We start from the raw sequence: 11968 nt of genomic DNA, 5'->3' as shown, positions 1-11968 counted from the left end.
GCGAGCGGTGATCAGCGTTCGGCGAAGATCGGTGTCCAGCGCCCGGGCGCGCCGTCGTTCCCCTTGCGGAAACCGCTCAGCGGGACGGTCTTGTCGCTGCCGATCGTGACGAGCACGAGCCGGTTGTGGAACTCGTTCGTACCGGGTGCGATGTCGAAGGCGATGAGCCGCTTGTTGTCGACCCAGGCAAGCAGCTGCTGCCCGGGGATCTTGTAGAGCCGCTTGCCGGTGTAGGGGTCGTTGATCGCGGAGGCGGTGGTCTTGGTACTCCCCTCGAAGTCGCCCGCGGCGAGCTTGCCGTCCGGGGACAGCCCCGCTTCGACAGACCAGTGCAGGTACTTCTCCTTCGCGGGCTTGGCGACCTTGTTGCCCTCGAAGTCGTAGTACTGCGCGTGGGGTTCCATCGAGAGCGCGGAGTAGACCAGCTTGCCGTCGTGACTGAAGACGAAGTCCTGGCGGACGTTGAGGTTCTCGGCATCGCCGGCGGCCTTGCTCCAGGAGCCCTTGCCGGATTCGACGTCCAGGATGTAGAAGCCGGTCCGGCTCGACTGGCCGAACCGCTGCGTCCAGTCGTTCTTCTTGCCGTCGCCGTCCCTGTCGTAGTCAGCCAGGTACTGCAGGTCGGGGTTCTCGTCGTACGTCGTCGCGACGAGCTTGCTGCCGTCGGGCGAGAACCTGACGCTCGCGACACCGCGGTCGACCGGGATCCAGCGCACGACCTCGCCGGTGAGCAGGTCGAGCAGGCCGATCCGCTTGGCCAGCAGATCCTTCTCCAGGACGGCGGCGGTGCGCATGCCTGGAGCGACGTCGAGGAAGGACCACTTGGTGGTCTTCACGTACTTGCCGGTCTCCTGGTCGAGGAGGTGGTAGGTGCGCCGGGAGACGCCCCGGTCCTTGGTCTCCTTGGCGGTGCCGAACGTGTAGTAGGCGGCCAGCGCGGTGTTCCCCGCGGCGATCAGGTCGCGCGGGGGTGCCTGGTCCGGGTGGGCGATGATGTCGCTCTGGTTCATCTGACTGGCGAGCCGGGGCTCGTCCTTGCCGCGGTCCATCACGGGCACGGCCACCGCGACGGCGACGGCGACCGTGGTGGCCACCGCGGCGGCGGCGATCGTACGGGTCCGGCGGCGGCGCCGGACGGCGAAGACGCGGCCCGCGAAGTCGGGCGGGGCGGTCGTGGTGTCCGCGGCCTGCTCGTGCAGGGCGTCGCATACGAGCTGTTCCATGTTCACGGACGTACCTCCACGGGTGAGAAGTCGCGGCACGGGCTGTCTTCGGCGTCGGTCAGGCCCAGCCCGGCCAGTTCCGGCGCGAGGACGCGCAGTCTGGCGAGCGAGCGGTGGCTGGTGGACCGGACGGTCCCCACCGAGCAGCCGAGGATGCGGGCCACGTCGGCCTCCGGCAGGTCCTCGAAGTAGCGCAGCACCAGCACGGTCCGCTGTCGGGCGGTCAGCCGCGCCAGCGCTCCGCGCATCACGATCCGCAGCTCGGCGGCGGAGGTCTCGGCGGCGGAGGAGGCACCCGCCCCGCCCGTCCCCACGGGCGGCTCGGCGACCGTCAGCTCCCGTCTGCGCCATTTCAGCCGCCACCGGCTGACCTGCTGGCGGTACAGGATCTGCCGTACGTACGCCTCCGGCTCGTCGATCCGCTGCCAGCGTCCGGCGGCCTTGATCAGCGCGTTCTGCAGCAGGTCCTCGGCCGCGTGCCGGTCGCCGCCGCTGAGCAGCACGGCGGTCTTCAGCAGCGCCGACGACCGGTTCTCCACGAACTCCCGGAACCGCTCCTGCCCTTGGGCATCCATCGTCACCTTCTCTTCCCCGGCGGGCTGTCCCCCGCTCCCACCCGTACCGACGCTCCGGGCGGGCCCCCGCTATGCCTGGCGGCGCGAGGAATTCTTGAAAGGCAGGGGCGCAGCCCGTTCTTTTAGGGGCGCGGGGAACTGCGCGACCAGCCCCCACCGGACCCGCACCCAACGACCCACACAACCGAGCGCCCTCCCACAGCAGGTGGGAGGGCGCTCGATCCAAAACCTCGGTACGTGTCAGTTGTGACTGTGGAGGATCTCGTTGAGGCCGCCCCACACCGCGTTGTTCGGCCGCGCCTCCACCGTTCCGGTGACCGAGTTGCGGCGGAACAGGATGTTGGACGCGCCGGACAGCTCACGCGCCTTGACGATCTGCCCGTCGGGCATCGTGACCCGCGTCCCGGCCGTGACGTACAGCCCGGCCTCGACGACGCACTCGTCACCGAGGGCGATCCCGACGCCCGCCTCCGCACCGATCAGGCAGCGCTCGCCGATGGTGATGCGGACGTTGCCGCCGCCGGACAGCGTGCCCATGGTGGAGGCGCCGCCGCCGATGTCCGAGCCGTCGCCGACCACGACGCCCGCGGAGATACGGCCCTCGACCATCGACGTGCCGAGGGTGCCCGCGTTGAAGTTCACGAAGCCCTCGTGCATGACCGTGGTGCCCTCGGCGAGGTGCGCCCCGAGGCGGACCCGGTCGGCGTCGGCGATGCGGACGCCCTTCGGCGCCACGTAGTCCGTCATGCGCGGGAACTTGTCGATGGACGTCACGGCCAGGTGGAGGCCCTCGGCGCGGGCGTTCAGCCGGACCTTCTCCACGTCGTCGACGGCGACCGGGCCGAGCGAGGTCCAGGCGACGTTGGCGAGGTGCGCGAACAGGCCGTCGAGGCTCTGCCCGTGCGGCTTCACGAGGCGGTGCGAGAGCAGGTGCAGGCGCAGGTACGCGTCGTGCGCGTCGACCGGCTTCTCGTCGAGTGAGGCGATGACCGTGCGGACCGCGGCCACCTCGACGCCACGGCGGGCGTCCGGGCCGATCGCTTTCGCGGCGCCCTCGCCGAGCAGTTCCACCGCGCGCTCGGCGGACAGCCGCTCTGAGCCGGAGGGGCCGGGCTCGGAGGCCAGTTCGGGGGCCGGGAACCAGGTGTCGAGGACAGTGCCGTCGGCGGCGAGCGTGGCGAGCCCGGCGGCGACGGCGCCGGTGGTGCGAGTAGCAGTCGTGTCGGTCATGAGGGAAACCTAACCGGCGGGGGCCCGCGGGTGCCAACCAGTGCGCCCGGCGTCTCAGGTGCCGGGCGCACTGGTCGGGTGAGATCCGCCCGACGGGCTCCCCGGGGCCGGTCCGGCGGATCAGGCGTGGGAATCCCTACGGCTCAGGCGCGGGAATCCCACGAGGTCCGGGTCGCAGGAATCCCGGCGGTCCCGGGTCGCGGGGATCCCGGCAGTCCCGGGTCGCAGGAATCCCGGCGGCGCCGATTCAGGGCCGCTCGCCCTCCGCGTCGACCACCCCCGTGGCCAGCCGGGCCCCGTCGATGACGACGTCCCCCTTCTTCACCTCCTCGCTGTCGCTCCGGGCCACCACCCGATGGCCGGTGTAGAGGTAGGTGCCCGGGTCCGGGAGGAATTCGTCCCGGTTCGCCCACGGGTTCTCGTTCCTGCGGTACACCGCGATGGCGTCGCGCCCCGCAGCGTCCTGGACCTGCGCGGCCCGTACGCCGGGAATCGTGGCCAGCGCCCGGTAGACCTTGGCGAGGTCCGCGGCGTCGTACGCGTACGCCCTGCTGAGGACCGCGGTGAGGGCCCGGTACTCGTGCTCGGTACGGGTCTCGGACTCGTCGGTGGCGTAGAAGAACTCGCGCGCCGCCGCCCGTACCTTCTTCGGGTCGTCGGGCAGGCTCTTGAGGAACGCGTACTCCTCCCTGGGCGAGTGGTCGTCACCGGCCTTGCCGTCCTCCATGGACGGATCGGCGTACTTCAGCCAGCTCTCTCCGGTCTGTGTCCCCGGCCCCTCGTCGTCCGTGAGGTTGGACTCGACGGTCTTGACGTAGATCCACTGGCCGTCGCGGGCGGTGACCGAGGGGCCGGCGGCGATCACGTCCGCGGCCTCGTTCAACAGGTCCTTCGCGCTGCCCAGTTCAAGGACGTAGGCCGGCCTGCTCCCCGCCCGCGCGTCGCGCCCCTCGTCGCCCGCCACCTGGGTGCCGAGCACCGCCCGCCAGCGTGATGGCGGCCGCGGCCCCACCGCGGCGAGCCGCCAGTCGGCGCGCAGTCTCCGGCTCCGGCTGCCGCGCGCGGCCTCCCGCAGCAGCGCCTCACGCCCCGGGGCCAGCCGCGTGCGCGGGGAGAGCTCGTACTCCAGCTCCACGCTCGCGCGGTCGCGCCCCAGCCACTCGCCCAGGAGACCGGCGAGTTCGCCGGCCAGATCGGTCCCGGTGTCCTCAAGCGCGCCCCGCGAGGCAACGACTTTCACGAAGCCTCGTTCGTCTGGCGCAGCGCGGCGACCAGCAGCTCGTCGAGTGTCTTGAAGTGGTACGTCGTCGAGCCGACCGGCAGATCCGCCTTGGCCGCGACCGAGCGGTGGCTCAGCCCGGCGATGCCCTTGGCGGCCACGACCCGGATCGCCGCGTCCATGATCCGCTGCCGCCGCTCGGGGTCGTAACGCCGGGCCATCACCCGGCTCCTGTCCCGCGGCGTCGCATCAGTGCGCCCCGCCCAGGTTCAGGACCACGACCCCGCCGATGATCATCACGATCCCGGCGAACTTGGCGGTGTTCATGCCCTCGCCCAGGAAGACCATCCCGATCGCGGCGACGGCCGCCGTACCGGCGCCTGCCCAGATCGCGTAGGCCGTGCCGACCGCGACGGTCTTCAGCGTCTGCGCGAGCAGCACGAACGCTATGACGTAGCCGATCGCGGTCACGAGTGAGGGCCACAGCTTGGTGAAGCCGTCGCCGTACTTCATCGCGGCATCCTGAAGGTGATGGTTCGGGTCGTCCTGCCGGTCGCCGTACCGGGCGTCATCGCGGTGGCCATCGTCCCCTGCGTCGTCAACTACCTGCTGCTGCAGAAGTACTACGTCGGCGGACTGCTCAGCGGCGCGCTGAAGTACGCCGCCCACCTGCAATGAGACCCTGGGCGAGGTAGCAGTCACATGGGGGATTCGAAATTGATCGGAGAGGCCCCGGGTACCTCCTGCCGGAGAATTCCGACCGGATTCTCCCCAGCAGGTTCGGACAGCTTGGCCGAGCCACTGTGCGGGGCACCTATCCGCAGTGCGGCCACGAGTCCTTGGTAGAGCTCGTCGGCCGCCAGGAGTTGCCGGTGATCTCCGGCCGCGCGGATCCGGCCGTCCTCCAGCACGATGATCTGATCGGCGTCCATCACTGTCGACAGCCGGTGGGCAATGCTGACGACGGCACCGGTCCGGCCGATGTCCGCGATGAACTGCTGCACGACGGACTCCGTGATTCCGTCCAACTGGGCGGTCGCTTCGTCGAGGAGCAGGATCTCGGGCCTGGCGACCAGGGCACGGGCCAACGCGATGCGTTGCCGCTCGCCTCCGGAGACAGTGGCGGCGGAGGGCTCGCTGTCGAGGCCGGCCGGCATGGCTCGGACGCGGTCGTCGAGCCGCACGGCCCGCAGGGCGGCCCAGATCTCCTCGTCGGTCGCCTCGGGGCGGACGTAGGCCAGGTTCTCCCTCAACGTGCCGGGCAGCAGCGGAGCGTCCTGCTCCAGGTAGACGATCCGGCGGCGCAGCCGCGCCAGGGACCAGTCGCGCAAGGACACGCCGTCGAGGAAGACCTCGCCCCGCAGGGGGTCGATGAAGCGGAGCATGAGAGAGAACAGCGTGGACTTGCCCGCGCCGGACGGGCCCACGATGGCGATGTGCCCCTTGCGGGGAATGGCCAGGGCGATGCCGTGCAGTACCGGCTCGCCGTCGGGGTACCCGGCGTCGACGTCATGGAACTCCAGGACCGCCGGCGGGCTGTGGTGGGGTACGACCTGGCGGGAGTCCTGCTCGACTTCGAGGTCCTGCAGGTCACGGACACGAGCGGCGGCGGCCACGCCGGCCTGCAACTGACCGACCGTGTTGGTGAGAGTCGATATGGGCTCACCGAGCTGGAAGGCGTACAGCAGAAACGCGATCAGCGTGGGGATCGTGAGGGTCTCGTTGGAGACCCGGACCGCTCCGAGACCCAGAGTGATCAGAATCGTGAGCTGGTTCCCGGCGCTGGAGATGACACCGACCAGGGCCGCGGTACGGACCGCGCGGCCACCCTCACTGGCCGCTTCATGGGCGTGGACAAGGATGCGATCGCTTTCACGGCCCTCGGCCACGCTCGATTTGACGGTCCGGATGGCCCGCAACGCCCCGTCCAGGGCCCCACCCAGGCGGCCGAGTGCCTCTTGGGCCTGTCGGGCGGAGGTGGCGAGCCGGGGAATGACGATGCTGACACCGACGCTCATCGCGGTGAGTGCCCCGACGCACGCGGCCATCAGGACCGGATCGAGTCGGAACATCAGAACGAGCGAGCCCACCAGGGTGATGCTCGCTCTGACCAACTGGACGAGGCTGCTGGTGGTCGCCTCACGCAGCAGGGTGGTGTCCGAGGTGACACGGGCCACGAGTTCGCCGGCGGGGCGGGTGGCCAGGACGGTGGTACGCACTCGGAGCAGGCGTTGCACGATGCCGACGCGAGTGTCCAGGACGATGCGCTCTCCGAGCATCCCGAGCAGGATTCCCTGGCCCATGCCGAGACCCGCCCCGAAGAGCATCAGGGCGAACAGCTTGATGGTGGTGGCGGAGGTCGGGTTGCCGGAGCCGCCGAGTTCGGCGAGCACGTCTCTGGTGACGAGTGGCACTGCCAGGAATGTGGCCGCGGTGCCTATGCCCAGAACCATCCCGCCCAGCAGGATCCCCTTGTGCGGGGCGATGAACGCCGCGAGCGCACGCACATTCTCAAATCGCCGATCCAACCCGGATTTCCGGTGGCGCCCCATGTGACCCCCATGCAGGTTTCCCGCGGACAGCTTCTTTGACGGCTGAATGGCGCCCGTGTCCGGAAGCCTCACCCGAGAATAACAAGGAGATCCGATTTCCCGGGCGTGCGGCCTGCCCTGCGGGTCCTCACCAAAGGTCGAACGCGACCGTGCGAAGTCACTGCATGCATGCACGCCACCAGTCATTTTCGATTCTGATCGCCCAGCCCGCCGGTGCGCTTCAGAGGGCACCACGACTAAGGAACACCCTACAGAGTGGCCGTATCTCACCTGACTACGAAATGGACTGAATGGGTGCACGACCCCGGGATGGCTCAAGAATCGGGCAAAGGGGTGGAATCCGGCCGGGGTCAACGGGACTAAGGGGTAGCTTAGTCCGGGCCCAGAGGTATTGCCCGGCCGGCCAGCGGAATTTAATGTGAATCCCACGCCGGGAATGGCGCCCGGCGAGGAGTCGGACCCACAGTCGCCCGGCGTGTGCCGGGCAGCGATTTAGGAGGTACATCTTGTCGTGCATGGCCTACACTCACGTCGCCGATTGGGCCAACCGAATCGCAGTCGCTGACGAGGAGCATTCGACATGGGGAAATGAGTTCGCCCCCCTGGTGGGGTCGGTTGTCCTCGCCGGCATTGAGTTCCCGCCGCCGACGGCCGGGTTTCCGCCGCCTACGTTCGCGACAGACAGCCCCGTGGTCGCCCCAGCGGCTTCCGGCTTGGCGAGCTCGGCGCCGATCGGCAACAGCGTCGACACCATGCTCGCGGGGGCTTCGGCAGCCTGATTCCGTACGGAGGTGGGGTCACCGGAAGCCTGAACGTTCCGGTGACCCCACCTCATCATGTCGTGTCAGGAGTTACCGTGAGCGCCCATCCGACGCAGGCGGTCACGACGTTGATCCTCGCCTGAGAATAACAAGGATTCGGCTTCGACGGAGGGAGGACTTGATCGACAGAGCTCTCCCGGACCTGAATACGATCACGGAAGAACCGAGCGCATGACCGCGCATCGCGGGATTTTTCTCATTCAGATCCCGCCGTCCCTGGACGCCGCTCCCTAATAGGATACGGCTAAGTAATTCCCCAGAGATTCACTGCCACCAACGCGACGAAGCCTCAGTCAATGGAAGTTACCTTCCCAAGTCGCCTGCGCCAGCCGGAGGTTCGATGTGACGTCGGTCAGCCACCGCCTGCCTGATTCAAGGCGCCCAACCGTCGGCATCGCGTGATCAAACCGTCGGCCGCACGGCTTCGGAAACTGGCCGATCCACGCCACCGGCGCGGGAAGCGTCAGCCGCCCAGCCCTGGCCAGAGCTCCCTCCGATTAATTTCGAAGACCCGAATCAACCGCCTTCACGCGGAAAATCGTGGACTAAGCGATTCCTTAGATGGGGGCAAAATGCGTTGCCGACTCGATAAATAGAATCTAGCGTGTGACACGTCGGGAAAGTAAGCCCGGGAAACCGGGGGATATTCCCCGCAGCGCTACCGGTAAATACCGGTAGATGCGGAAGTAATCAAACAGGAGGTACGTCCATGTCGTACATCTCGAATTCTCACATCTCGGAATGGGCCAACCGCAACGCCGCCGCGGGCGAGGAGCACACGGTCTGGGGCAGCGGTTCGGCCACCGCCCCGGTGCTGGCCACCCCCGCCGCCGGCATCGCGGCCGCCGCCGTGACGGCCGCGGTGGTCGTCCGCGCCACCGCCGACATCGCGGCCGGAGTGGGCACCGCCTTCGTCGGCGGTGATGTCAGCATGGAGGGCGTGAGCACGGTCTCGCGCTCGGCGCGGCCCGGCGGTTCCGTCGAAGCGCTGCTGCTTGAGGCGTCCGCGGCCTGAGCCCACACACGGGTGGGGTCACCGGAAGGCTGAATCTCCCGGTGGCCCCACCCACCCTTTCTCATACCAGGAGTTGCTATGAACGTCCATCACAACGTGGGCAGTGGCGACGACGATCTGGATCGGGTGTTCCGCGCGGTGGAGGGCATCACTTCGGTGGGTGCTTTCATCGGCGTTCTCGAGCAACTGACCACATCGACCTCGCTCGCGGACGACGAGATCTTCGGCTGGCCGGTACTCAGCCTCCGGCACCCCCGCCTTCGCGGCCCCGTCGGGAAGCACTTTGCCAAGATCCTCCAGTACCCCAACGTGATCGCCTTGCTCCAGACCAGGGCCCTGGCTGCGACAGGACTCCTCGTCCCGGGTGCGAGCCGCGCCCAGCGCGGCGCGATGGCCGGAACCATGTGCGGCAGCTCGATGGCCATGCAGACCCGCATGGGCTACGGCCTCGACGGATCCGACCACTTCGCTTTCATCAACTACGCGGGCGCGATGCTGGAGAAACTCTTCCCGAACGACCGCAGAGCGCGGGAGGCCGCGGCGGCGTTCATCGCCGCGCAGAGCTGTATGTCGTACTTCACCGCCGGGGTCAGCAAGCTGATCTCGCCGGCCTGGCGGGACGGCACTGCCATCGCGCAGATCTTCCGGACAGGGACTTACGGCGATCGCGCCTTCTACGAGATGGTTCGTGACCGGCCCGCGCTCTGCAAGGCGATCGCCTGGTCGACCATCGCCGGTGAGATGGCCTTCCCGCTCGCGTTGGTCGCTCCCAAGCCGGTGACCCGGGGCATCCTGGGGATGGGCCTGGGCTTCCACCTCGCCAACGCCAAGTTCATGGGCCTCAACCGGTTCATCTGGTCCTTCGCCGGTACCTACCCCGCGGTCGCCCACGTATCGGAGAAGCTCGGTCCCGCACTGCGGGCCAAGGCCCTTCCCGCTGCGCGCACGGTGGCTACCCGGACCAGCGGCGGCAAGGCGGCATGGAGGCTCGCCGCGGGTGCGGCCGTGGCCGTGGGAGCGGGAGCGGGAGCGGCGAAGCTGCTCGGCAGCAGGCGCCGTACGAGGCTCGCCGGCAGCGCTCCCGGCGAGTTCGTCCGGGTGGGCGGCCGCAAGGTGCATGTGATGGCCAGGACATCCGGCAGCGGACCCACGGTCGTCTTCGAGAACGCCATGGCCTGTCCGGCCACCGAATGGGCCTGGGTGACCAGCGGATTACACCCGGACACCCCCTACCTGTCCTACGACCGGCCGGGCGCCGGCTGGAGCGAGCCGACAGGCAGGCAGAGCGCCGCGGAGGCGACAGCCGCCCTGAAACAGCTCATCGACACCCTTGGCCTCCAACCCCCGTACATCATGGTCGGCCATTCCGTCGGCGGCCTGCTCATCCGCTCCTTCACCCTGCGCAATCCCGGCCTGGTCGGCGGGCTGGTCTTCGTCGACTCCTCCCACCCGGACCAGCTCCAGCGGTCAGGTGCACAGCGCGACGGCCTGCCCTGGGTCAGGCAGAGCTTCACCCGCAGGTACGTCCGCACCCACTTCAGGCCGGACTGCACCCAACTCGACAGCGGGGCCATCGCGCATCTGCCCGACAGCATGGTGGAGGCCACCAACGAATGTCTGAGCCGCCCCGAACTGTGGGGAGCCGCACGCAGGGAACTCGCGGAGTGGACCACGTCCTGGGCGTCCGACGCGCGCCGCACAACCGACCTGTCACCCCGCCCGATAGCGGTTCTGACCGCCGGAAAGACCGTCCAGGCCGACCGCGTCCACGGTGAACTCCAGCGTGAACTGGCCGCGTTGTCCGACGACACACAGCACGAGATCGTCCAGGAAGCCAATCACGACGGTCTGGTCATGAGCCGCGAACACGCCTCCAGGGTCACAGCGAGCATAAATTGGGTCAGCTCCGCGCTCACCACCGGCCAACCGGAGGCCCTCGTATGACCACGCTCAGGGGTACAACCCGCCACGGGCTGCACGCACTGCTGGCGACCTGGCTCTCGCTCACCGTTGTCCGCCAGTTCCAGACGCCCTGGGCCACCCGGCTGTGCCATCGTATCGATCCCACCGGCAGCATGCTGCCCATCTCGACCTTCTTCGCACCCAGGCCGGGCAACACCGACAGTCACCTGCTGGTGCGTGACAAGCTCGCCGACGGCTCGGTCACGCACTGGGCGGAGTACCCGCTCATCGAGCCCAGGAGGCTGCGGCACATGATCTGGCATCCCGGGCGGCGGACCGAGAAAGCCATGTTCGATGTGTTCTCCCAGCTCCGGCAGACCTTGGCGGCGGAGCGCCGGATCGAGTACCTGCGACTCCACCCGGCGTACCTGATCGTGCTGAACTTCGTAACCCATCACCACCCGCATGCCCCCGACGCGGAGAAGACCCAGTTCCTCCTGGTCACCTCCGGCGGCTACGACCAGGTCGAGGAACCACGGGGCGTTCTCACCTCGGAGTTTCACGATCTGCGCTGACCGCGGGCTCGAAGACGGACACGTGCCGGGGACTGCCGTGCGTGAAGGGTTCCCGGCACCAACCGCCCCACCGTTCGACCAGCTTCAGTCCGGCCAGTTCGGCGAGCAGGTCGAGTTCGTAGGGGAACGCGTAGCGCAGCACGTGCTGCGTGGTGGAGGGCGGGCCGCCGTCGATGATCGTGTGCGTCCCGACCAGGAGCTGCCGGGACCGGTCGACGGTGAAGGTGTCCAGCATGACCGAGTGCTCGTCGAGGTGCCGCATGGAGAACTCCGGCTTGGTCATGCCGTGGAACGGTGCGGGGTCGAAGGCCTCCAGGACGAACCGGCCCGCTGGGGCCAACTGCTCCCTGACCCTGGTGAGGCAACCGATCTGCTGTTCCTTGGTGACCGCCATGAAGAAGGTGTTGAGCACGATGGTGACCAAGTCGAACTCGAGACCGGTGCCTTCCTTGGTGAAATCGCCCGCCGTCACGTCGATACGTCCTTCGGGATCCCGCTCGCGGAGTTTTTCCAGCATGGCGGGGGAACCGTCGATGCCGTGCAGACGGAAGCCGTGCTCGGCCAGCGGTATCGCGATGCGGCCGGTGCCGATCCCCAGCTCCAGGATTCGACTGCCAGGAGAGGCCTGTGACGATATGAACTCGACCGCGAGCCGTATCTCCGAATCACTCTGGTACATCCGGTCGTAGACGGAGGCAAGTTTTTTGTCGTAGTGGGCGTGCTCGATGGTCATGGATACTCCGTGTCCGGTCGTTGGCTCACCGCCGTGAATTGCGTACTGACGGGAGCGGGTAACCAAAAGAATGCCCATGTGCGCGACAGATTTCCACGAGATTCCGTGACTGTCGGGGAAACC

The 11968-nt window shown here is 68.2% G+C and carries 11 protein-coding genes and 1 pseudogene; 4 read left to right on the top strand and 8 right to left on the bottom strand.

Annotation, left to right across the window (positions count from 1 at the left end; genetic code table 11):
• Positions 1–11: 11 nt before the first annotated feature.
• The 6 genes and pseudogenes from OHA11_RS36470 to OHA11_RS36445 form a co-directional block, all read right to left on the bottom strand.
• On the bottom strand, positions 12–1229 hold the full coding sequence (locus tag OHA11_RS36470) for a WD40 repeat domain-containing protein (protein WP_266503599.1): 1218 nt from the start codon (positions 1227–1229) through the stop codon (positions 12–14).
• Positions 1226–1798 (bottom strand): SigE family RNA polymerase sigma factor, encoded by a 573-nt coding sequence (locus OHA11_RS36465; protein ID WP_266503598.1) that lies wholly within the window; start codon positions 1796–1798, stop codon positions 1226–1228. The genes OHA11_RS36470 and OHA11_RS36465 overlap by 4 nt, the downstream gene beginning before the upstream one ends.
• Positions 1799–2038: 240 nt before the next feature.
• Complete coding sequence (gene dapD / locus OHA11_RS36460; RefSeq protein ID WP_266503597.1) at positions 2039–3028, bottom strand: 2,3,4,5-tetrahydropyridine-2,6-dicarboxylate N-succinyltransferase; 990 nt, start codon at positions 3026–3028, stop codon at positions 2039–2041.
• Between the two features lie 247 nt (positions 3029–3275).
• Entirely contained in the window at positions 3276–4163 is an 888-nt protein-coding gene (locus OHA11_RS36455; RefSeq protein WP_266507688.1) for a CU044_5270 family protein, read from the bottom strand.
• A pseudogene (locus tag OHA11_RS36450) lies at positions 4143–4468 on the bottom strand (TetR/AcrR family transcriptional regulator); the annotation flags it as partial. The gene OHA11_RS36455 and the pseudogene OHA11_RS36450, both read right to left, overlap by 21 nt.
• A 28-nt stretch (positions 4469–4496) precedes the next feature.
• Complete coding sequence (locus OHA11_RS36445) at positions 4497–4760, bottom strand: multidrug efflux SMR transporter (RefSeq protein WP_266503595.1); 264 nt, start codon at positions 4758–4760, stop codon at positions 4497–4499.
• A gap of 18 nt (positions 4761–4778) precedes the next feature.
• Between OHA11_RS36445 and OHA11_RS36440 the strand changes: the two genes are divergently transcribed.
• Positions 4779–4925, top strand: coding sequence for a hypothetical protein (locus OHA11_RS36440; protein ID WP_266503593.1), 147 nt, complete (start codon positions 4779–4781; stop codon positions 4923–4925).
• A 20-nt stretch (positions 4926–4945) separates the two neighbouring features.
• On the opposite strand, the gene OHA11_RS36435 is transcribed toward OHA11_RS36440, so the two are convergent.
• Positions 4946–6754, bottom strand: coding sequence for an ABC transporter ATP-binding protein (locus OHA11_RS36435; RefSeq protein WP_266503591.1), 1809 nt, complete (start codon positions 6752–6754; stop codon positions 4946–4948).
• A 1575-nt stretch (positions 6755–8329) separates the two neighbouring features.
• Between OHA11_RS36435 and OHA11_RS36430 the strand changes: the two genes are divergently transcribed.
• The 3 genes from OHA11_RS36430 to OHA11_RS36420 all read left to right on the top strand — a co-directional run bounded on the left by OHA11_RS36430 (position 8330) and on the right by OHA11_RS36420 (position 11112).
• Complete coding sequence (locus OHA11_RS36430; RefSeq protein ID WP_266503589.1) at positions 8330–8635, top strand: hypothetical protein; 306 nt, start codon at positions 8330–8332, stop codon at positions 8633–8635.
• Positions 8636–8713: 78 nt separating this feature from the next.
• On the top strand, positions 8714–10579 hold the full coding sequence (locus OHA11_RS36425; RefSeq protein WP_266503587.1) for an alpha/beta fold hydrolase: 1866 nt from the start codon (positions 8714–8716) through the stop codon (positions 10577–10579).
• A complete protein-coding gene (locus OHA11_RS36420; RefSeq protein WP_266503585.1) occupies positions 10576–11112 on the top strand; it encodes a hypothetical protein in 537 nt (178 codons plus the stop codon). Before OHA11_RS36425 ends, OHA11_RS36420 begins: the two co-directional genes overlap by 4 nt.
• On the opposite strand, the gene OHA11_RS36415 is transcribed toward OHA11_RS36420, so the two are convergent.
• On the bottom strand, positions 11084–11845 hold the full coding sequence (locus OHA11_RS36415) for a bifunctional 2-polyprenyl-6-hydroxyphenol methylase/3-demethylubiquinol 3-O-methyltransferase UbiG (protein ID WP_266503584.1): 762 nt from the start codon (positions 11843–11845) through the stop codon (positions 11084–11086). The two genes, OHA11_RS36420 and OHA11_RS36415, sit on opposite strands and share 29 nt — an antisense overlap.
• Positions 11846–11968: the final 123 nt, after the last annotated feature.

The sequence above is a fragment of the Streptomyces sp. NBC_00878 genome (assembly GCF_026341515.1).
Classification (GTDB): domain Bacteria; phylum Actinomycetota; class Actinomycetes; order Streptomycetales; family Streptomycetaceae; genus Streptomyces.
This window is presented reverse-complemented; position numbering and strand designations above follow the sequence as displayed.

Bases quoted from the DNA above. Each gene is read 5' to 3' on its own strand.
- OHA11_RS36465 (WP_266503598.1), bottom strand. From the start codon at position 1,798: ATGGATGCCCAAGGGCAGGAGCGGTTCCGGGAGTTCGTGGAGAACCGG.
- dapD (WP_266503597.1), bottom strand. From the start codon at position 3,028: ATGACCGACACGACTGCTACTCGCACCACCGGCGCCGTCGCCGCCGGG.
- OHA11_RS36445 (WP_266503595.1), bottom strand. From the start codon at position 4,760: ATGAAGTACGGCGACGGCTTCACCAAGCTGTGGCCCTCACTCGTGACC.
- OHA11_RS36440 (WP_266503593.1), top strand. From the start codon at position 4,779: ATGGTTCGGGTCGTCCTGCCGGTCGCCGTACCGGGCGTCATCGCGGTG.
- OHA11_RS36430 (WP_266503589.1), top strand. From the start codon at position 8,330: ATGTCGTACATCTCGAATTCTCACATCTCGGAATGGGCCAACCGCAAC.
- OHA11_RS36425 (WP_266503587.1), top strand. From the start codon at position 8,714: ATGAACGTCCATCACAACGTGGGCAGTGGCGACGACGATCTGGATCGG.
- OHA11_RS36420 (WP_266503585.1), top strand. From the start codon at position 10,576: ATGACCACGCTCAGGGGTACAACCCGCCACGGGCTGCACGCACTGCTG.
- OHA11_RS36415 (WP_266503584.1), bottom strand. From the start codon at position 11,845: ATGACCATCGAGCACGCCCACTACGACAAAAAACTTGCCTCCGTCTAC.